The organism is Streptomyces longwoodensis (assembly GCF_001514125.1).
Taxonomy (GTDB): Bacteria; Actinomycetota; Actinomycetes; order Streptomycetales; family Streptomycetaceae; genus Streptomyces; species Streptomyces longwoodensis.
In genome coordinates this window covers 538,388-557,909 of sequence record NZ_KQ948552.1, presented here as the reverse complement: position 1 = coordinate 557,909, position 19,522 = coordinate 538,388, and the positions used below count along the sequence as shown (strand labels likewise).

At 72.0% G+C, this 19,522-nt stretch carries 16 protein-coding genes, 1 pseudogene and 1 riboswitch; of the genes and pseudogenes, 12 read left to right on the top strand and 5 right to left on the bottom strand.

Features of this window, described 5'->3' with window-relative positions:
* Positions 1-26 precede the first annotated feature (26 nt).
* The 8 genes and pseudogenes from shc to AQJ30_RS14695 all read left to right on the top strand — a co-directional run bounded on the left by shc (position 27) and on the right by AQJ30_RS14695 (position 8,278).
* Positions 27-2,081, top strand: coding sequence for a squalene--hopene cyclase (gene shc, locus AQJ30_RS14730; protein ID WP_067233468.1), 2,055 nt, complete (start codon positions 27-29; stop codon positions 2,079-2,081).
* Positions 2,081-2,725 (top strand): phosphorylase family protein, encoded by a 645-nt coding sequence (locus tag AQJ30_RS14725; protein ID WP_067233466.1) that lies wholly within the window; start codon positions 2,081-2,083, stop codon positions 2,723-2,725. The genes shc and AQJ30_RS14725 overlap by 1 nt, the downstream gene beginning before the upstream one ends.
* 5 nt (positions 2,726-2,730) lie before the next feature.
* Positions 2,731-3,753 (top strand): adenosyl-hopene transferase HpnH, encoded by a 1,023-nt coding sequence (gene hpnH, locus AQJ30_RS14720; protein ID WP_067233465.1) that lies wholly within the window; start codon positions 2,731-2,733, stop codon positions 3,751-3,753.
* Positions 3,749-4,015 (top strand): annotated as a pseudogene (locus AQJ30_RS14715) (flavodoxin-dependent (E)-4-hydroxy-3-methylbut-2-enyl-diphosphate synthase); the annotation flags it as partial. The gene hpnH and the pseudogene AQJ30_RS14715, both read left to right, overlap by 5 nt.
* A gap of 27 nt (positions 4,016-4,042) precedes the next feature.
* Complete coding sequence (dxs, locus tag AQJ30_RS14710) at positions 4,043-6,031, top strand: 1-deoxy-D-xylulose-5-phosphate synthase (protein ID WP_079084033.1); 1,989 nt, start codon at positions 4,043-4,045, stop codon at positions 6,029-6,031.
* On the top strand, positions 6,028-7,461 hold the full coding sequence (locus AQJ30_RS14705) for an aspartate aminotransferase family protein (protein WP_067233463.1): 1,434 nt from the start codon (positions 6,028-6,030) through the stop codon (positions 7,459-7,461). The genes dxs and AQJ30_RS14705 overlap by 4 nt, the downstream gene beginning before the upstream one ends.
* A gap of 71 nt (positions 7,462-7,532) precedes the next feature.
* A complete protein-coding gene (locus tag AQJ30_RS14700; RefSeq protein WP_067233462.1) occupies positions 7,533-8,147 on the top strand; it encodes a helix-turn-helix domain-containing protein in 615 nt (204 codons plus the stop codon).
* Entirely contained in the window at positions 8,144-8,278 is a 135-nt protein-coding gene (locus AQJ30_RS14695) for a DUF6126 family protein (protein ID WP_067233460.1), read from the top strand. Before AQJ30_RS14700 ends, AQJ30_RS14695 begins: the two co-directional genes overlap by 4 nt.
* 33 nt (positions 8,279-8,311) lie before the next feature.
* Here AQJ30_RS14695 and AQJ30_RS14690 read toward each other — a convergent pair whose 3' ends face one another.
* Positions 8,312-9,109, bottom strand: a complete 798-nt coding sequence (locus AQJ30_RS14690) for a tyrosine-protein phosphatase (protein ID WP_067233458.1) — start codon at positions 9,107-9,109, stop codon at positions 8,312-8,314.
* A 200-nt stretch (positions 9,110-9,309) separates the two neighbouring features.
* Between AQJ30_RS14690 and AQJ30_RS14685 the strand changes: the two genes are divergently transcribed.
* From AQJ30_RS14685 to AQJ30_RS14675, 3 genes are all read left to right on the top strand, one after another.
* Positions 9,310-11,421 (top strand): alpha-galactosidase, encoded by a 2,112-nt coding sequence (locus AQJ30_RS14685; RefSeq protein ID WP_067233456.1) that lies wholly within the window; start codon positions 9,310-9,312, stop codon positions 11,419-11,421.
* Between the two features lie 305 nt (positions 11,422-11,726).
* Positions 11,727-11,885, top strand: a riboswitch (cyclic di-AMP (ydaO/yuaA leader).
* A gap of 4 nt (positions 11,886-11,889) precedes the next feature.
* Positions 11,890-12,804 carry a M23 family metallopeptidase gene (locus AQJ30_RS14680; RefSeq protein ID WP_067233454.1) on the top strand — a complete coding sequence of 305 codons (915 nt, stop codon included), beginning with the start codon at positions 11,890-11,892 and terminating at the stop codon, positions 12,802-12,804.
* A gap of 243 nt (positions 12,805-13,047) precedes the next feature.
* On the top strand, positions 13,048-13,833 hold the full coding sequence (locus AQJ30_RS14675; RefSeq protein ID WP_067233452.1) for an SGNH/GDSL hydrolase family protein: 786 nt from the start codon (positions 13,048-13,050) through the stop codon (positions 13,831-13,833).
* A gap of 186 nt (positions 13,834-14,019) precedes the next feature.
* Here the strand turns inward: AQJ30_RS14675 and AQJ30_RS14670 are convergent, their stop codons facing one another.
* Both AQJ30_RS14670 and AQJ30_RS14660 read right to left on the bottom strand, forming a co-directional pair.
* Complete coding sequence (locus AQJ30_RS14670; protein ID WP_067233451.1) at positions 14,020-14,640, bottom strand: TetR/AcrR family transcriptional regulator; 621 nt, start codon at positions 14,638-14,640, stop codon at positions 14,020-14,022.
* Between the two features lie 793 nt (positions 14,641-15,433).
* Positions 15,434-16,300 (bottom strand): SDR family oxidoreductase, encoded by an 867-nt coding sequence (locus tag AQJ30_RS14660; protein WP_067233448.1) that lies wholly within the window; start codon positions 16,298-16,300, stop codon positions 15,434-15,436.
* Between the two features lie 613 nt (positions 16,301-16,913).
* On the opposite strand from AQJ30_RS14660, the gene AQJ30_RS14655 reads away from it, so the two are divergent.
* Positions 16,914-17,492: a hypothetical protein gene (locus AQJ30_RS14655; RefSeq protein WP_067233446.1), complete on the top strand. Its 579-nt coding sequence runs from the start codon at positions 16,914-16,916 to the stop codon at positions 17,490-17,492.
* Between the two features lie 67 nt (positions 17,493-17,559).
* Here AQJ30_RS14655 and AQJ30_RS14650 read toward each other — a convergent pair whose 3' ends face one another.
* Both AQJ30_RS14650 and mscL read right to left on the bottom strand, forming a co-directional pair.
* Positions 17,560-18,780 carry a chitinase gene (locus tag AQJ30_RS14650; RefSeq protein ID WP_067233444.1) on the bottom strand — a complete coding sequence of 407 codons (1,221 nt, stop codon included), beginning with the start codon at positions 18,778-18,780 and terminating at the stop codon, positions 17,560-17,562.
* 170 nt (positions 18,781-18,950) lie between these two features.
* A complete protein-coding gene (mscL, locus tag AQJ30_RS14645; RefSeq protein WP_067233443.1) occupies positions 18,951-19,394 on the bottom strand; it encodes a large conductance mechanosensitive channel protein MscL in 444 nt (147 codons plus the stop codon).
* Positions 19,395-19,522: the final 128 nt, after the last annotated feature.

Sequence of the window (19,522 nt, the reverse complement as noted above, 5' to 3'; positions counted from 1 at the left end):
TTGCACGACTGCACGAAGGGGAAGCCATGACAGCGACGACCGACGGAAGCACCGGGGCCCTCCCGCCCCGCGCTGCCTCGGCCAGCGACACCACCCGCATCACCACTGACGAGACGGCCGGGGTCCCCCGGGCCGCCGAACGCGCCATGCGGCGCGCCACCGACTTCCTGCTCTCCCGCCAGGACGACCAGGGCTGGTGGAAGGGGGACCTCGAGACGAACGTCACCATGGACGCCGAGGACCTCCTGCTGCGCCAGTTCCTCGGGATCCTGGACGAGGCGACCGTGGGGGCCGCCGCCCTCTTCATCCGCGGGGAGCAGCGCGAGGACGGCGCCTGGGCCACCTTCTACGGCGGCCCCGGTGACCTGTCCGCCACCGTCGAGGCCTACGTCGCCCTGCGCCTGGCCGGCGACACCCCCGACGCCCCCCACATGGCGAAGGCGTCCGCCTGGGTCCGCGAGCGGGGCGGTATCGCGGCGGCCCGCGTCTTCACCCGCATCTGGCTCGCGCTGTTCGGCTGGTGGAAGTGGGAGGACCTGCCCGAACTGCCGCCGGAGCTCCTCTACTTCCCCAAGTGGTTCCCGCTCAGCATCTACAACTTCGGTTGCTGGGCCCGCCAGACGATCGTGCCGCTCACCGTCGTCTCGGCCAAGCGCCCGGTGCGCCCGGCCCCCTTCCCGCTGGACGAGCTGCACACCGACCCGGCCCGTCCCAACCCGCCCCGGCCGCCGGCGCCCTTGGCGAGCTGGGACGGCGTGTTCCAGCGGCTCGACAAGGTCGTGCGCGGCTACCGGTCGGTCGCGGTGCGCCGGCTGCGCAGGGCGGCCCTGAACTCCGCGGCCCGCTGGATCATCGAGCGGCAGGAGAACGACGGCTGCTGGGGAGGCATCCAGCCGCCCGCGGTGTACTCGGTCATCGCGCTGTACCTCCTCGGCTACGACCTCGAACACCCCGTGATGCGGGCCGGTCTGGAGTCCCTGGACCGCTACGCGGTGTGGCGCGAGGACGGCGCCCGGATGATCGAGGCGTGCCAGTCGCCGGTGTGGGACACCTGCCTGGCCACCATCGCGCTCGCCGACGCCGGCCTGCCCGCCGATCACCCGCAACTGGTCAAGGCCGCCGACTGGATGCTCGGCGAGCAGGTCGTCCGGCCCGGCGACTGGTCCGTGCGCCGGCCCGAACTCCCGCCGGGCGGCTGGGCGTTCGAGTTCCACAACGACAACTACCCGGACATGGACGACACCGCCGAGGTGGTCCTGGCGCTGCGCCGGGTGCGCCACCACGACCCGGAGCGCGTGGAGAACGCCATCGCGCGCGGGGTCCGCTGGAACCTCGGCATGCAGTCCAGGAACGGCGCGTGGGGCGCGTTCGACGTCGACAACACCAGCCCGTTCCCCAACCGGCTGCCGTTCTGCGACTTCGGCGAGGTCATCGACCCGCCCTCGGCCGACGTCACCGCGCACGTCGTGGAGATGCTCGCCGTGGAGGGCTACGCCCACGACCCGCGCACCCGGCGCGGCATCGAGTGGCTGCTCGCCGAACAGGAGCCCGAGGGCTCGTGGTTCGGGCGCTGGGGCGTCAACTACATCTACGGCACCGGCTCGGTGGTGCCCGCGCTGACCGCGGCAGGACTGCCCACCGACCACCCGGCGATCCGGCGCGCGGTGACCTGGCTGGAGCGGGTGCAGAACGACGACGGCGGCTGGGGCGAGGACCTGCGCTCCTACCAGGACCCGGGCCGGTGGAGCGGCCGGGGCGCCTCCACCGCCTCGCAGACCGCGTGGGCCCTGCTCGCGCTGCTGGCGGCGGGGGAGCGGGAGTCCCGGGCCGTCGAGCGCGGCGTCGCGTGGCTGGCGCGCACCCAGCGGGAGGACGGCAGCTGGGACGAGCCGTACTTCACCGGCACCGGCTTCCCCTGGGACTTCTCCATCAACTACCACCTCTACCGTCAGGTCTTCCCGCTCACCGCGCTCGGCCGGTACGTCCATGGCGAGCCGTTCGCCAACCAGGCCGTCAAGCCGAGGACCGCTCAGCAACCGGCGGCGGCCGCCACGTCCGTCGCAGAGGCCGAGGCCGGCTGATGGGAGCGCTGCCCGCCCCGGTCCCGCCGCTGCTGGTCGCCTGCGCGCTCGGCATCGAGCACCTCGCCCTGCGCACCGGCGACCGCGACGGGGCGGGCGGGCCCGTCACGGTCCTGCGCACCGGCATGGGGCCGAAGGCGGCCGAGCGGTCCGTCACCCGGGTCCTCGCCGACCCGGCGCTCCAGGGGGCGGCGGTGCTCGCCACCGGCTTCTGCGCGGGCCTCGCCCCCGGCATGCACCCCGGCGACCTGGTGGTCGCCGAGGAGACCCGTGACCCGCGCGGGACCGTCCCGTGCGTCGCCACCGAGCTGCTCGTCAAGGAACTCGGGCGCACCCTGCCCGGCCGCACCGTCCACACCGGCCCGCTGACCGGCTCCGACCACGTGGTGCGCGGTCCCGAGCGGTCCGCGCTGCGGGCCACCGGCGCCATCGCGGTGGACATGGAGTCCGCGGCCACGCTGCTGACCGCCGTGCGCGCCGGCGGGCGCCCGGTTGCGGCCGTCCGTGTGGTCGTGGACGCTCCAGAACATGAACTCGTCCGGATCGGCACGGTACGCGGTGGAATATCGGCTTTCCGCGTCCTTCGATCCGTGCTTCCTACTTTTTTCGAATGGCACCGTAATGTGCTGCTCCCCCGGAGGTGAGCCCGATGGCCATGCCGCTGCGCCAGTCCATCAAGGTCGCTACATACCTTGCCGAACAGAAGCTCCGCAAGCGCGACAAGTTCCCGCTGATCGTGGAGCTCGAGCCGCTCTTCGCCTGCAACCTCAAGTGCGAGGGCTGCGGCAAGATCCAGCACCCCGCCGGGGTGCTCAAGCAGCGCATGCCGGTCGCCCAGGCCGTGGGGGCGGTGCTGGAGTCGGGTGCGCCGATGGTGTCCATCGCCGGCGGCGAGCCCCTGATGCACCCTCAGATCGATGAGATCGTGCGCCAGCTGGTGGCGAAGAAGAAGTACGTCTTCCTGTGCACCAACGCCATGCTGCTGCGCAAGAAGATGGACAAGTTCACGCCCTCGCCGTACTTCGCCTTCGCCGTGCACATCGACGGGCTGCGCGAGCGGCACGACGAGTCGGTGGCCAAGGAGGGCGTGTTCGACGAGGCCGTGGCGGCCATCAAGGAGGCCAAGCGGCGCGGCTTCCGGGTGACCACCAACTCGACCTTCTTCAACACGGACACCCCGCAGACCATCATCGAGGTGCTGAACTTCCTCAACGACGACCTCCAGGTCGACGAGATGATGATCTCGCCCGCCTACGCCTACGAGAAGGCGCCCGACCAGGAGCACTTCCTGGGCGTGGAGCAGACCCGCGAGCTGTTCAAGAAGGCCTTCTCCGGCGGCAACCGGCGCCGCTGGCGGCTCAACCACTCCCCGCTGTTCCTCGACTTCCTCGAGGGCAAGGTCGACTTCCCCTGCACCGCCTGGGCGATCCCCAACTACTCCCTCTTCGGCTGGCAGCGCCCCTGCTACCTGATGAGCGACGGCTACGTGCCGACGTACCGCGAGCTGATCGAGAAGACCGACTGGGACAAGTACGGCCGCGGCAAGGACCCGCGCTGCGCCAACTGCATGGCGCACTGCGGCTACGAGCCCACCGCCGTCCTCGCCACCATGGGCTCACTCAAGGAGTCGCTGAGGGCCATGCGCGAGACGGTCTCCGGGAACCGGGAGTGAGGCCGTGACCGCCGTCCCCCTCGGCGTCCCCGAGGTACCGGCCCGGCCGATCGCCGCGCGGCGCGTGTCGCGGCGCATCCACGTCGGGCCGGTGGCGGTCGGGGGCGGGGCCAAGGGGCGGATCTTCGTCAAGGGCGAGGTCATCGCCACCGTGCCCGAGTCGAGGATCGTCGAGACCCTGCTCGGCGAGGCGATGCGCATCGCCGAGCAGGGGGAACAGGACGGCGTCGCCCCGGGGGAGCCGGCCGTCACCGTGAGCTGAACAGCACGGACCGAAGGGGGCCCGAGCGTGACGATTCTGGAGAGCATCCGGCAACCACGCGACCTGAAGGCGCTGTCCGACGCGGAACTGCGTGAACTGTCCACGGAGATCAGGGAGTTCCTCGTCCAGGCGGTGGCCAGGACCGGGGGACACCTCGGGCCCAACCTGGGGGTGGTGGAGCTGACCCTCGCGCTGCACCGGGTCTTCGAGTCGCCGGCCGACCGCATCCTGTGGGACACCGGCCACCAGAGCTACGTGCACAAGCTGGTGACGGGACGTCAGGACTTCTCCAAGCTGCGCGGCAAGGGCGGCCTGTCCGGCTACCCCTCCCGCGAGGAGTCCGAGCACGACGTCATCGAGAACAGCCACGCCTCCACCGTCCTCGGCTGGGCCGACGGCCTCGCCAAGGCCCGCCAGGTGCGGGGCGAGGAGGGGCACGTCGTCGCGGTCACCGGCGACGGCGCGCTGACCGGCGGCATGGCCTGGGAGGCGCTCAACAACATCGCGGCGGCCCGGGACCGGCCGCTGGTCATCGTCGTCAACGACAACGAGCGCTCCTACGCGCCCACCATCGGCGGCCTCGCCAACCACCTGGCGACCCTGCGCACCACCGACGGCTACGAGAAGGTGCTCGCCTGGGGCAAGGGCGTCCTGCTGCGCACCCCGGTCGTCGGCGCCACGGTCTACGAGTCCCTGCACGGCGCGAAGAAGGGCTTCAAGGACGCCTTCGCACCGCAGGGCATGTTCGAGGACCTGGGCCTGAAGTACGTGGGGCCCATCGACGGGCACGACATCGGGGCGCTGGAGTCGGCGCTGCGCCGCGCCAAGCGCTTCCACGGCCCCGTGCTGGTCCACTGCCTCACCGAGAAGGGCCGCGGCTACGAGCCCGCCCTCGCCCACGAGGAGGACCACTTCCACACCGTCGGCGTGATGGACCCGCGCACCTGCGAGCCGCTCACCCCGGCCACCGGACCGTCCTGGACGTCGGTGTTCGGCGAGGAGATCGTGCGCATCGGCGAGGAGCGGGACGACGTGGTCGCCCTCACCGCCGCCATGCTGCACCCCGTCGGCCTCGGTGCCTTCGCCGAGCGGTTCCCCGACCGGGTGTGGGACGTGGGCATCGCCGAGCAGCACGCGGCCGTCAGCGCGGCCGGCCTGGCCACCGGCGGGCTGCACCCCGTCGTCGCGGTGTACGCCACCTTCCTCAACCGTGCCTTCGACCAGCTGCTGATGGACGTGGCGCTGCACAAGTGCGGCGTGACCTTCGTCCTCGACCGGGCCGGGGTCACCGGCGTCGACGGGCCCTCCCACAACGGCATGTGGGACATGTCCGTGCTCCAGGTGGTGCCGGGCCTGCGGATTGCCGCGCCGCGCGACGCCGACCAGCTGCGGCTCCAGCTGCGGGAGGCCGTCGCCGTGGACGACGCGCCGACGCTGGTGCGCTTCCCCAAGGAGTCGGTGGGCCCCCCGGTCCCGGCCGTGGACCGGGTCGGCGGCCTGGACGTGCTGCACCGCGCCGAGCGGCCCGAGGTGCTGCTGGTCGCGGTCGGCGTGATGGCGCCGGTCTGCCTGCAGGCCGCCGACCTGCTCCAGGGCCGGGGCACCGGCTGCACCGTCGTCGACCCGCGCTGGGTCAAGCCCGTCGACCCGGCCCTGCCCCACCTCGCCGCCGAACACCGCCTGGTGGCCGTCGTGGAGGACAACAGCCGTGCGGCCGGCGTGGGCTCGGCGGTGGCGCTGGCCCTCGGCGACGCCGAGGTCGACGTCCCCGTACGGCGGTTCGGCATCCCCGAGCAGTTCCTCGCCCACGCCAAGCGCGGCGAGGTGCTGGCCGACATCGGACTCACCCCGGTCGAGATCGCCGGCCGGATCAGCGCGAGCCTCGCCCTGCGGGCCGACGGGACCGACGGCGCCGAGGCCGCCGACGGCCCGCCCGCGACCCCCGCCCCGCTCGCACACCCCCCGGCGCAGCAGCCCCCCGCCGACGCGAAGCCCTCCAAGGAGACCCACGCATGACCACCGCGGAATCCGCGTCCCCGTCCCCCTCGTCGCCGTCGGCGACCCCCGGGGACTTCGACCTCGGCGCGCTGCTGGCCGACCGCGGAGCCGAACGCTACGAACTGCACAGCAAGTACCTCAATCCGCAACTGCCGCGCATGCTGCGCACCATCGGCTTCGACAAGGTCTACGAGCGCGCCGAGGGCGCCCACTTCTTCGACGCCGAGGGCCACGATTACCTCGACATGCTCGCCGGCTTCGGTGTGATGGGCCTCGGCCGCCACCACCCCGTCGTCCGCAAGGCGCTGCACGACGTCCTCGACCTGGGCCTCGCCGACCTCACCCGGTTCGACTGCCAGCCGCTGCCCGGCCTGCTCGCCGAGAAGCTGCTGGCGCACAGCCCGCACCTGGACCGCGTGTTCTTCGGCAACAGCGGCACGGAGGCGGTCGAGACCGCGCTGAAGTTCGCCCGCTACGCCACCGGCAGGCCGCGCGTGCTCTACTGCGAGCACGCCTTCCACGGCCTGACCACGGGCTCGCTGTCGGTCAACGGCGAGTCCGGCTTCCGCGACGGCTTCGCGCCGCTGCTGCCCGACACCGCCGTACCGCTCGGCGACCTCGACGCCCTCGCGCGCGAGCTGCGCAAGGGTGACGTGGCCGCCCTGATCGTCGAGCCGATCCAGGGCAAGGGCGTCCACGAGGCCCCGCCCGGCTACCTGCGCGCCGCGCAGGAGCTGCTGCACCGGCACAAGGCGCTGCTGATCGCCGACGAGGTGCAGACCGGCCTGGGCCGCACCGGCGACTTCTACGCCTACCAGCACGAGGAGGGCGTCGAGCCGGACCTGGTGTGCGTGGCCAAGGCCCTGTCCGGCGGGTACGTGCCCGTCGGCGCCACGCTGGGCCGGGACTGGATCTTCAAGAAGGTCTACTCGTCCATGGACCGGGTGCTGGTCCACTCGGCGAGCTTCGGCTCCAACGCGCAGGCCATGGCGGCGGGGCTGGCCGTACTGACCGTCATGGAGAACGAGCAGGTCGTCGCGCACGCGCGTGCGGTGGGCGAGCGGCTGAAGGGGCGGCTCGCCGCGCTGACGGAGAGGTACGAGCTGCTGGCCGACGTGCGCGGGCGGGGCCTGATGATCGGCATCGAGTTCGGCCGGCCCACCTCGCTGAAGCTGCGCAGCCGCTGGGCGATGCTCCAGGCGGCCCGCAAGGGCCTGTTCGCGCAGATGGTCGTGGTGCCGCTGCTCCAGCGCCACCGGATCCTCACCCAGGTCTCCGGCGACCACCTGGAGGTGATCAAGCTGATCCCGCCGCTGGTCGTCACGGACCAGGACGTCGACCGCTTCGTCGAGGCCTTCACCGACGTCATGGACGACGCCCACACCGGGGGCGGGCTGATGTGGGACTTCGGCCGGACCCTGATCAAGCAGGCGGTGGCGCACCGCTGACCATCCGGTCCAGTTCTTGCCTCTGGGGCAAAAAATTTGCCCCAGAGGCAAGAAGTGGGCTGAATGGACGTATGAGTACGCCCGAGTCCCCCTCCGGCGCGGACGACCTGACGGCCGTGGCCCCGCAGCTGCGGGCCCTGCGCCGCCGCGCGGGCCTCACCCTGGAGGCCGCGGCCCGCTCCGCCGGGCTGTCGCCCGCCCACCTGTCCCGGCTGGAGACCGGACAGCGCCAGCCGTCCCTGCCGATGCTGCTCGCGCTCGCCCGCATCTACGGTACGACGGTCGCGGAACTCCTCGGCGAGTCGGTCGCCGACCGGGACGCCGTCGTGCGGGCCGGCGACATGGAGCCGACCCGGGCGGGCGGCTGGACGTACTGGCAGGCCGGTGCGGCCGGGCGCGGGATGCAGGCCCTGCGCGTGCACGTCCCGTACGGCTCCCAGGGCGACATCGTGCGCGTGCACCCGGGGGAGGAGTGGCTGCACGTCCTGCGCGGGCGGCTGCGCCTGCGCCTGGGTGACAGCGCCCACCTGCTCGGGCCGGGGGACGGGGCGCACTTCGACTCGCTCACCCCGCACCGCCTCGCCGCCGAGGACCCCGACGGGGTCGACCTGCTCTTCGTCCACACCCTGCTGCAGAGCCCCACGGCCACGCTGTGCCTGGGCCCCACCCCCGGAGAGACGCCATGACCGAACGCCAGGACAGCCGCGAGGAGCGGTTCCCCCGCGCCCTGTGGATCCGGCTGATCATCTACATCGCGGTGGGGCACGTCCTCGCCGCCTTCATCTGGCTGCTGTTCGAGGTGGGCGCCAAGCAGTAGGGCACCCACGCGCGCGCCACCGGGAGCGCCGGCTCAGTCGAGCAGCCGCTCCCGCAGCCGCTCGCGGGTCTGCGGAGTGATCCCGAGCCCCTGTTCCAGGTAGGCGTCCACCCCGCCCCAGGTCTCCTCGATCGTTTCGAACGCCGCCATGAGGTACTCGGCGCGGGCGTCGAACAAGGGGCTGAGCAGCTCCATCACCTCGGGGGAGTAGGCGGAGCCGTCGCCGCTGCTGCGCCGCACCCGGTAGCGCCGGTGCTTGGCGTTGGACTCCAGGTAGTCGGCGAGGATGGCGTCGCGCTCCACGTCGAGCGCGAGCAGCGTCACCGCGACGGACAGCCCGGCGCGGTCCTTGCCCGCCGCGCAGTGCATCAGGGCCGGGACGCTGTCGTCCGCCAGCGCGTGCAGCACGCGCGCGTGCTCGGCAGTGCGCTGCCGGATGATCGAACGGTACGAGGCGATCATCCGGCCCGCTGCCCTGCCGTCCCCGAGCAGGACGCGCAGCTGCTCGATGTCGCCGTCGCGGACCATCTTCCAGAACTCCGCGCCGTCCGCCGGGTCGGACAGCGGCAGGTTCACATTGCACACGCCCGGCAGCTCGACGTCCGGGCCCTCCAGCTTCTGGTCGGCCGCGTTGCGGAAGTCGAAGATCGTGTGCAGCCCCAGGGAGGACAGGAACACGGCGTCCTCGGCGGTCGCGTGCGCGAGGTGGCCGCTGCGGAACAGCACGCCCGGGCGCACCCGCCGGCCGTCCACGGTCGGCAGGCCGCCGACGTCACGGAAGTTGCGCACGCCGGCCAGTTCGGGCTCGGTCGACGGTATCTGCTGCGTCACGGGGGCTCCCTCCCGGTCGGTCTCCGCCCACGCGGCTCGTGGTGTGGTCGGCGGGACGTCCCCCGACCCTACGACATGGATACCTCGGGCAACGGTCCGTCCAACCTGCGACAAGAAGGCTCCCCGGGCATTGCCGGGCGGCCCGTCACCCCTGATGATGTCGGAACTTGATCGTGCCTGTTGGATTCAGTGGGGGTTTGATGCCCGAGACCGTCGCCACCGGCCGTACCTGGCTCCTGTCGGGGCCCACGAGCAGCTACGCGCTCCACGTCGCGGAGGACGACGTGCTCGTGCACCTGCACTGGGGCCCGCGCATCGTCCCGGCCGACGCCGAGGCCCTGGCCGCCGCGCCGCCGCCGTCGTACTGGCCCTTCGAGTCCCCCCTCGACGGCCGCGAGGAGTACCCGGTGGAGGGCGGTCCGCGCTTCGTGCGGCCCGCCCTGTCCGTGCGCGACGAGGAACGCCGCGGCACGGAGTGGCGCTTCGAGGGCCACACCGTCGTGGACGACGGCGACGGTGAGGGCCACAGTGGTGACGGCGAGCTGCGGCTGCGCTTCCGTGACGCCGGACTGGCCGTGACGCTGCACTACCGCATGCGCGGCGACGTCGTGGAGCGCTGGACGACCCTCGCCAACGACGGCGCGACGCCCCTGGAGCTGCTGCGCGCCGACTCCGCCACCTGGACCCTGCCGCACCGCGAGGACTGGCGGCTCTCCCAGCTGCACGGCCGGTGGGCCGCCGAGTCCCGGCTGGTGCGCTCCCCGCTCACCTACGGCGAGAAGGTCATCGGCAGCCGCCGCGGCCACACCGGTCACCAGCACCTGCCGTGGGTCGCGCTGGACACCGACGCCACCGAGGAGAGCGGCGAGGTGTACGGCTGCGCGCTCGGCTGGTCGGGCTCCTGGCGGATCGCCGTCGCCCAACTGCCCGACGCGCGCGTGCAGATCACCGGCGGCGCCGGGCACGACGACTCCGGCCTGCTGCGCCTCGCGCCCGGCGAGAGCTTCACCACGCCCGTGTTCGCCGGCCTGTGGACCGACGCCGGCCACGGCGGCGCGAGCCGCGCCTGGCACGCGTACCAGCGCGCGTACGTCGTCCCCGACGCCGACCGGGACCGGCCCGTGCTGTTCAACTCCTGGGAGGCCACCACCTTCGACATCTCCGAGGAGCAGCAGCTCGCCCTGGCCCGCCGGGCCGCCGCGATGGGCGTGGAGCTGTTCGTGGTGGACGACGGCTGGTTCGGGGCGCGCACCAGCGACCGGGCCGGGCTCGGCGACTGGACGCCCAACCCCGACCGCTTCCCCTCCGGTCTCACGCCGCTCGCCGACCGGGTGCACGAACTCGGGATGCGGTTCGGCATCTGGGTCGAACCCGAGATGGTCAACCCGGACAGCGACCTGTACCGGGCGCACCCCGACTGGGTGCAGTACCAGCCGGGACGCAGGCGCACGGAGCTGCGCAACCAGCTGGTGCTCAACCTGGCCCGCGAGGACGTCCAGGAGTACCTCTGGCAGCGGCTCGACGCGCTGCTGTCCGGCGCCCCGATCGACTACGTCAAGTGGGACTTCAACCGCTGCTTCACCGACGCCGGCTGGCCCGGCGACCCGTACCCGCAGCGCCTGTGGGTGGACCACGTCCACGCGCTGTACGCCCTGCTGGACCGGCTGCGCGCGGCCCACCCGCACGTGGCCTTCGAGTCCTGCTCGGGCGGCGGCGGGCGCATCGACCTGGGGATCCTGAGCCGTACGGACCAGGTGTGGACCTCCGACAACACCGACCCGCTGGACCGGCTCGCCATCCAGCACGGCTTCAGCCAGCTCCACCCGGCGCGGGTCATGGCCGCATGGGTCACCGACAGCCCGAACACCCAGCTCAACGGCCGGGTCAGCTCCCTGCGCTTCCGCTTCGTGAGCGCCATGGCCGGGGTGCTCGGGGTCGGTGGCGACCTCACCGGGTGGAGCGAGGAGGAGCTGGCCGAGGCCGCCGGATGGGTCGCCCTCTACAAGGAGATCCGGCCCGTGGTGCAGCACGGCGACCTCTACCGGCTGCGGCCCCCGGGCCTCGCGCAGGGCGGCCCGAGCGCCGTGCAGTACGTCCGTGGCGACGAGACGGTGGTGCTCGCCTGGCTGGAGGCCCAGCGGTACGGCGAGCCGGTACCGGCGGTCCGGCTGCGCGGACTCGACCCGAGCGCGTCGTACGAATGCCGCGAAACGGGCGAAGTGCACCGGGGTGCGCTGCTGCTGCACCACGGCGTGCGGACCGGGCTCCGCGGCGATCTGGATGCGACGGTTATACGGCTACGCCGTATCTAGTCCTTCTGTCCGAATTGGCGGGCTTCCTTCCAACTCGCTGGGAAATGCGGAGTGCTGGGGCGGAGCCGCGTGAGCATCGTCATATCCGTGACGGTGCGTCGTCCGTCATGTTCACGTAATGCCGGGAGTTCGCGCGGGAATTGACGGGGGAAATGGTCTTTCCGTCGACGCTGGGTGACGGGGAATTCCGGAAAGGGATCAAGGGAAAAGCCCGGTCCGTGCAACCACCGCTTGTTTCGGTGCGTCCGGGTCGCTTACGTTCCAGACCAATCCGGACGGACGCCTAATCCTGCCGCCGTCCGGGGCCCGCACACCCACCCGTGCACGGCAGGAGCGGGGGACCCACAGGTACGACGCCTGTTCCGGTTCCCGGAACGGCTCGGGGTAAAGCCGTGTGCCCGCACACGGCCGGACATCTCCAGTCCGCACCCGACAGCTCACCTCGTAGGCGCCGGAGAGGAATTCGCCATGCCCGCGAAGGGTAAGCACCGCCGTCCCAAGATGCAGCGTTTCACCCGTTCCCTCGCCGTCGCCGGAACCGGCGGCGCCGCGCTCGCCCTCCCGCTGATGGGGGCCACCGGCGCCCACGCCGCTCCGGCCCAGTCGGCCGCGCAGTCGGTCTCCGCCGCGCCGCAGCAGGCCGACGCGCACCAGAAGTCCGCCGCCCGCACGACCTACACGGTCCGGTCCGGCGACTACCTGTCGAAGATCGCCGCCGAGCAGCACGTCTCCGGCGGCTGGCAGAAGCTGTACCAGGACAACCGCGAGGCCATCGGCGACAACCCGTCGCTGATCCACCCGGGTCTGAAGCTGTCGCTCGGCAAGAAGGCCGCGACCGGCTCCTCGACCGGGTCGAAGGGCTCCGCCCCGAAGTCCTCCGCCCCGAAGTCCTCGGCCAAGTCCTCGGCCCCCGCCGAGAAGCCGGCCGAGCAGAAGACGGCCACCCAGGCCGCCGACACCACCGGCAGCTCCTCCGGCTACACGCTCCCGGTCGCCGGCGGCACCGTCGGTACCGCCTACCACACGGCCGGCAGCATGTGGTCCAGCGGCTACCACACCGGTGTCGACTTCGTCGTCCCGACCGGCACGTCCCTCAAGGCCGTCGCCGCGGGCACCGTCGTCTCCGCCGGCTGGGGCGGCGCGTACGGCAACCAGGTCGTCATCAAGCTGAACGACGGCTACTACGCCCAGTACGCCCACCTCTCGCAGCTCTCCGTCTCGGCCGGCCAGACCGTGACCGAGGGCCAGCAGGTCGGCCTGTCCGGTGCCACCGGCAACGTGACCGGCCCGCACCTGCACTTCGAGATCCGCACCACGCCGGACTACGGCTCCGACGTGGACCCGGTCGCCTACCTGCGCGCCCACGGCGTCACCGTCGGCTGACCCGCCGGGTCGCACCACCCCCACGCCACCGAAGGCCGGGCCCCATCCCCTGGGTCCGGCCTTCGGTGTATCCACGTCAGGAAACGCAGCTTTCCGTCCGGGTCGCTTATTCCCCGGTTGGCAAACTCTTTAGGGGTGTCTTATCTCACCGCCCGTCAACCCCCGCTTACGGTCGCGTAGGTCACATTCGAAGGAGGATCATCACCTGACGTGGCAGACGATTCGAAGAGTGACAGCAGATCAGTGATCGGGTCGTACGTGGCGGTGGGCGACAGCTTCACCGAGGGCGTCGGCGACCCCGGACCCGACGGTGCGTTCGTCGGCTGGGCCGACCGGCTCGCGGTGCTCCTCGCCGACCGGCGGCCCGAGGGCGACTTCACCTACACCAACCTCGCCGTGCGCGGGAAGCTGCTCGACCAGATCGTGGCCGACCAGGTCCCGCAGGCGGTCCGTCTCGCGCCCGACCTGGTGTCGTTCTGCGCGGGCGGCAACGACATCATCCGCCCGGGCACCGACCCCGACGAGGTCGCCGAGCGGTTCGAGCGCGCGATCGCGGCCCTGACCGCCGTGGCCGGCACCGTCCTGGTGACCACCGGCTTCGACACCCGTGGCGTCCCGGTGCTCCGGCACCTGCGCGGCAAGATCGCCACTTACAACGGACACGTGCGCGCCGTCGCCGACCGCTACGGCTGTCCGGTGCTCGACCTGTGGTCGCTGAGGTCGGTGCGCGACCGCCGGGCCTGGGACCACGACCGGCTGCACCTGTCCCCGGAGGGGCACACGCGCGTGGCGCTGCGCGCCGGACAGGCCCTCGGCCTCCCGGTGCCGGCCGACCCGGAACAGCCCTGGCCGCCGCTGCCGCCCCGCGGCACCTTCGAGGTCCGCCGAGACGACGTGCACTGGGCGCGCGAGTACCTGGTGCCGTGGATCGGGCGCAGGCTGCGCGGCGAGTCCTCGGGCGACCACGTGACCGCCAAGGGAGCGCTGTCGCCGGACGACATCAGGGTGCGGATCGCGACGGTGGCCTGAAGGCCGCAGGGTACGGCTCGCGGACGTGTGGCCCTCTCCGCCGGGGGAGTGCCACGCGTTCCGGGTCGCTCCCGCCGGCGACGCCGCCGATGCGCTTCTGAGCGCCACGCGTCACGGGCAGCTCCCGCCGGGGAGTGCCACGCGTCCTGGGCAGCTTCCGCCGGGAGTGCCACGCGTCCGGGCTGCTCAGCCCTCCCGGCTGCCCGACGCCGTTGCGGCCAGGCCGAGTTCGCGGGCCAGCGCCTCCTCGACCCACTCCTGCGCACGGGTGCGTGACACCGCGCCGCCGTAGGACGTCAGCTGGACGGCGAGGCCGTCGAGCAGCGCCGTGAGCCGCAGCGCGGTGGCGGCCGGGTCGGGGCAGGTGAACTCGCCCGCCGCGACGCCCTCGGCGACCACCTCGGCGAGAGCCGCCTTCCACGCCCGGTCCAGGTCCTGGGCCACCTCGCGCAGCGCGGGCTCGCGCAACGACACCGCCCACCCCTCGATCCACAGCCGCCAGCCCTTGGCCGGGCCCGTGGGCGCGTACCAGCGCACCGCCGCCCGCAGCCGCCGCAGGGCCGTCGTACGACGCCCGAGCAGCCCGCGCAGATGGGCGAGGTCGTCCTCGGCGGCCTGGGCGAACGCGGCGGCGACCAGCTTCTCCTTGGTCGAGAAGTGGTAGAGCACCAGCGCGTTGCTCACGCCGAGCGCCGAGGCCACGTCGGCGATCCTGACCGCCGCCGCACCCCGCTGCTCGATCTGCTCGATGGCCGCCCGCAGCAACTCCCCACGCCGCTCGGCCACGCTCAACCGGACCCTCGCCACGGCGTCACCCTACACAGCGTCGCTTATCCGGCCACTCTCGCGCTGGCCGACTTCTACGTCCGCAACCGCATCATCAAGAAGAATCGCTACGTGGCGTGGGTCAAGTAGCAGGAACTCCGACGAAGGGATGCGCATGAGCGGCGAGGTCGAACGGGGCAATAGGCAAGTCCCAGTCCACTACCACCAGTTCAAGATCAGCGATTAGGAGGGACCCGTCGCCGCGGATCTGGCATGCGAGCACAACGGGGCTCGTCGAGGTCGCGGACGGCGCCGCGTACATCCGCACCGGCATCCACACCGGCGACGTGGAGGTCACCGTCACCCTGCACGAGACCGCCCCTTCCAGGTGTGGCCGGCAGCTGCGGCCCCCGTCACCGTGCTCCGCCAAAGCGACGACTACGGCGCATCGCTACGCTCCAGCTGAGTACTTGCGGCTTGCCGGCCCATGGAGTGGTGCGCGGCCAGAGCCGTGCTCAGTGTGTCGGAGTGACGACCGGTGGTCCGGCTTCTTGTAACTGTGTCGTCTGGATGACGAGAGCCGGCCGGTCGGCACGCGCTCCGACTTCGTGCGCGGAACCGACGGCAAGATGCAGGGGTGGCGCGACCACGGTCGGCTCTACCGCTACAGCGCTGTGACATGAGCAGGTGTCAGCCCCGCGGTCGGTACTCGCTGGGCAGGGGCGTGGGGTCCGGCATCGCGCGGCGACTTCGCCGATGATCGCGGCCGTCGGCAGGGTGAAGGCCCGTGTTGACACGGAGGAGGCGGGCGCCGGGTTCACCGCGCCCGCCGTTGTCACGCGGTGGGTGTCACGGGTGCCGTATATGTCGCTGGGCGCTCGGCCGAGTCCTCGATGAAGGCCTGTGCTGCCGCCAGTTCGGCGGTGCCCGCGGCCTCGGCCGCTTCCAGGAAGGTGTAGGCGTCCGCGCCGATCGGTACGCGCAAGGGGGCCGTGGGTGACGCCACCAGGCGTAGGACGTGGTGGGCAAAGACTTCGGGGTGGGTCAGGTCGGGGTTGGTGGACATGCCGCGTAGGCCCGCCTCGACGTCTCCGGTGCTTTGCGCGTAGGCCGGGATGCGGTGGGCGGCCTCGGTCAGTGAGGTGCCGTAGCGGGTGGCGAAGCCGCCGGGCTCGACCGCGTGCACCCGGATGCCGAAGGGGGCGACCTCCGCCGCGAGGGCCTGGCTCATGCCCTCCAGTGCGTACTTGCCCGCCACGTAGGCGGAGAGGCCCGGCAGTCCTATGCGGCCGGCGATCGAGGAGACGTTGACGATGTGGCCGTAGCCCTGACGGCGCATCAGGGGGAGCGTCAGGCGGGTGAGTCGCCATGGTGCGACCGTCAGTACTTCGAGTTGCTCGCGTAGTTCGTCGTCGGATACTTCCTCGACCGCGCCGAACAGTCCCGATCCGGCGTTGTTCACCAGTACGTCGACGCCGCCGAAGCGGTCCACCGCGTGGGCGACCGCCGCTTCGCACTGGTCGGCGTCGCACACGTCCAGCGCCACCGTCGACAACCGGTCGGGGTAGCGGTCGACCAGGTCGTTCAGGGTGGCGGGTCTGCGGGCCGTGGCGATCACCAGGTCGCCGGCCTCCGCGGCGGCGTCCGCCAGCGCCCGTCCGAGCCCCGAGGAGCACCCCGTCACCAGCCATCGCCGCGTCATGCGTCCCCCCCCCGTCGCCGTGGCCGTCAGCCGAGCAGGGTGATGGTGGCAGCTTCGCGCTCCGGGCAGGAGGGGCGCGCGGAAGCACGAACGGCGCGTATCCGGGTTAAGGGGAGGCGGGCCGGTCCTCGCTGCGCCCTGCATCCGGTGGCTGGTTCTCGCCGGTGTGTGGTCCTCGCCCGGTGCGCCACAATGACCGTTCCGTCCTGTTGTCGTACGGACCGAGGGGCCGGACGTGACGAGCAAGCGTTACCGGCCGCGTGCGGCGAGGGCCACGGGCGCCGTCGTTGTCGTCTCGGCCGCCCTGGTGTTCGGTCTGTCCGCTTGTTCCAGCGGTGAGTTGGACACCGAGTGCACCGGTGGCGCCTACGAGGTGGAGTGCCATCCGGTGGCGCCCCGGCCTTCGGGTACGGCCACTGAATCCGGATCGCCGGCCGTCGCGGCGCCGACGCCTTCCCTCTCGTGCCCGACGGACTGGGCAGAGGTGTGGCAGCGGATGGAGGCCCGGACGTGGGACCTCGCCTGCCCTCTCCCGGCTTCACTGGAGACCGTCCTGCCGACTCCGAGCCTTTGAGACGCGGACGTTGTCGGTGGTGGCCGGTACGTTGCGGTCATGGGTATCTATCTGGTGAGTGTCGCCGCGCAGGACTGGTCGCAACCGGGGGAGGACGGGTACGGGGACGTCGCCGCCGCGCTCGACACCGAGTTGGAGCGGCGCGGGCTGCCCCCTTACGAGCCGCAGGAGGCCGTGCGGGAGGCGCCGGGCTGGTTCGAGGAGAAGGTGAGCCCGTCCATGGACGGCTTCGTGGCGCTGTGCACGACGCACCTGACCGACGCAGAACTGTCGACCCTGCTCGACTGGAGCGTGCTGGTGCCCCTCGCGCTGGAGGAGGAGATCGTCCTCCCCGTCGGCACCGCGTACTCCGGCGACGAGACGACGGTCGCCGGGGCCGCGCGGGTGCTCGCCCTGGCCGAGCGGTTGGCCGCTGCCATCGCACTGCCCGTGGACGCGATACCGGCCGGCGAGAACCTCGCCCTGAGCCTGTGGTTCCTCGAGGGCGAGGCCGAACGGGCCGCGCAGGTGTGGCCGGGACCCTGGGCGGAGGACCTGGACGCGGCCTTCTACGTGGCGTTCTACCTGCGCGCCGCGCAGTACTGCCTGCGGAACGGCTGCCCGATGACCTACTCCTGAGCCGGCCAGGGCCAGGGGCAGGGGCAGTGCGACGGCGGTGGTCCAGGGCCCTCCCCGCGGGCGTGGTTCAGCAGGCGCCCTCGTCCTGCCACGGGCCCCACTGCGAGGCGCCGGGCACCTCGTTCTGGGTCCACCACTTGGCCTTCCAGTTGTGCTTGCCGTAGGAGACCTCGTTGCCCGCGGTGTACACCGCCGATGCACTCCATGCCGTCTTGCAGGAGGTGGAGGTCGGCGTGGGCGTGGGCGTCGGCGTCGAGGTGGGAGGGGTGGTCGGCGGGGTGGCGCCCGCGAACTTCACCGAGTACGCGGCGAAGTCCCAGGAGTTCTGGGCGACGCTCGAGCAAGTGCCGGACGTACGGCCGCCGTTGTCGGGAGGACTGCACTGCCGGTCCCGGTTCAGCGACCAGAACGTGAACCGGTCCATGTGGTGGCTGGTGGCGTAGTCCAGCACCGTCTGGAAGTCGGCCTGCGTGAAGATCTCGCCCGTGTCGCTGCGGCCGTTCATGCCGGAGAAGCCCTCGTGGGCGTAGGCGGTCGCCTGGTCCCAGCCGAACGTCGACTGCAGGATCGAGTTGAAGTTGGTCAGCGCGCTGGTCTGGCTCGCCGCGCCGTTGAAGCCGCCGTCGAACGGCATGATCGAGAAGTTGTTCGGCGTGAATCCCTGGGACTTGGCCTCCAGCAGCATCTGCTTGCCGAACCAGCCGGTGCCGTCCGCGGTGCCGGCCGTCGTCACGGAGACGTACAGGCCGGGGTTGTTCTGCTGGAGGATCTTGGCGGCGCCGATCTCGTTGTGGATGGCCGCGGTGTTCTCGTACTCCGGCTCCTCCAGGTCGAAGTCGATGGCGTGCAGCCCGTACTTGGTGATGACCTGCTGGTAGGCCGCCGCCGTGGACGCGGGGTCGGAGCAGGCCTGGCCGAGCTTGGTGCCGCCGTAGCCGCCGATGGAGACGGAGACGTCGCCGCCCTTGCCGCGGATCGTGTTGATCACCGACTGCACGGCCGTGTCGGAGGAGACGGGGGCCGTACCGTCCCAGGTCGGCGAGCAGCCGCCGCCGTTGGGGGCCAGGACGAAGGCCAGTTGGAACGCCTTCAGGCCGGTCGCGTCCATGATGGCGGCCGGGTCCGGCGGGTTGTTGTCCAGCGGCATCAGGTACGGGGCGGCGGCGTACCAGCGGTTGGCGAGCGCGGTGGTCGCGCCCGAAGCGCTGCCCGCGACGAAGGCGGTCGCGCCGGCGGCGGCCAGTGCGACGGCCGCCGCCGCGCCCAGACAGGCCCTAAGGGGTCTCATGACGTGCCTCCCGGAGGGGTGGGGTGGAGGGAGCCGCCCCAGGCTCTGGGAGGTGTTGGGGTCACGTCAATGAGTTGGACTAGACCAACCGTCACTTTGGACTAGACCATGCGATGTCTTTGCCTGCCGTCGACCGTCGACCGTCGACCGCCGCAGGGCAGGGCGTGGTGTCACCCGGCCCGCTGGGTCGTCTCCCCGGCCTGGGCGGGTACCGCGGGCAGCGCGACGGTGCAGGAGGCGCAGCGTCGGGCCTCGGCCGGGACGGGGCTGAGGCACTCGGGGCAGTCCCGCTTGGGAGCCTGGACGTCGTGGTGGGGAGCGAGGCGTTCGTGCAGCTTGTTGATGGGGAGGACGACGAGGAAGTACAGGGCGCTGGCGACGAGGAGGAAGCTGATCGCCGCGTTGAGGAAGGCCCCGTAGGGGAACTTGGTGGCGCCCACGGTGAAGGTCTTGCGGGCCATGTCGCCGGTGGCGCCGGTGGCCAGTCCCACCAGCGGGGTCAAGAAGGCGCTGACGAAGCCGTTCACCACGGCGGTGAACGCCGCTCCGATGACGATGCCGACCGCCAGGTCGACCACGTTGCCGCGCAGGATGAAGCTGCGGAAACCCTTCACCTCTCACCCCTTCTCCGCCCGTGACGTCGACGGACGCATCCCGACCTGTCGCCCCACCCCGGATGCCCTACCGCGTCGCACCCATGCCTGCCGGGCCGGCGGCACCGCGGCCGCCGGCCCGGCGAGGC

Excerpts from the sequence above, each read along its gene's own strand:
- shc (WP_067233468.1), top strand. The coding sequence starts at position 27 with ATGACAGCGACGACCGACGGAAGCACCGGGGCCCTCCCGCCCCGCGCT.
- AQJ30_RS14725 (WP_067233466.1), top strand. The coding sequence starts at position 2,081 with ATGGGAGCGCTGCCCGCCCCGGTCCCGCCGCTGCTGGTCGCCTGCGCG.
- hpnH (WP_067233465.1), top strand. The coding sequence starts at position 2,731 with ATGGCCATGCCGCTGCGCCAGTCCATCAAGGTCGCTACATACCTTGCC.
- AQJ30_RS14705 (WP_067233463.1), top strand. The coding sequence starts at position 6,028 with ATGACCACCGCGGAATCCGCGTCCCCGTCCCCCTCGTCGCCGTCGGCG.
- AQJ30_RS14700 (WP_067233462.1), top strand. The coding sequence starts at position 7,533 with ATGAGTACGCCCGAGTCCCCCTCCGGCGCGGACGACCTGACGGCCGTG.
- AQJ30_RS14695 (WP_067233460.1), top strand. The coding sequence starts at position 8,144 with ATGACCGAACGCCAGGACAGCCGCGAGGAGCGGTTCCCCCGCGCCCTG.
- AQJ30_RS14685 (WP_067233456.1), top strand. The coding sequence starts at position 9,310 with ATGCCCGAGACCGTCGCCACCGGCCGTACCTGGCTCCTGTCGGGGCCC.
- AQJ30_RS14680 (WP_067233454.1), top strand. The coding sequence starts at position 11,890 with ATGCCCGCGAAGGGTAAGCACCGCCGTCCCAAGATGCAGCGTTTCACC.
- AQJ30_RS14660 (WP_067233448.1), bottom strand. The coding sequence starts at position 16,300 with ATGACGCGGCGATGGCTGGTGACGGGGTGCTCCTCGGGGCTCGGACGG.
- AQJ30_RS14655 (WP_067233446.1), top strand. The coding sequence starts at position 16,914 with ATGGGTATCTATCTGGTGAGTGTCGCCGCGCAGGACTGGTCGCAACCG.
- AQJ30_RS14650 (WP_067233444.1), bottom strand. The coding sequence starts at position 18,780 with ATGAGACCCCTTAGGGCCTGTCTGGGCGCGGCGGCGGCCGTCGCACTG.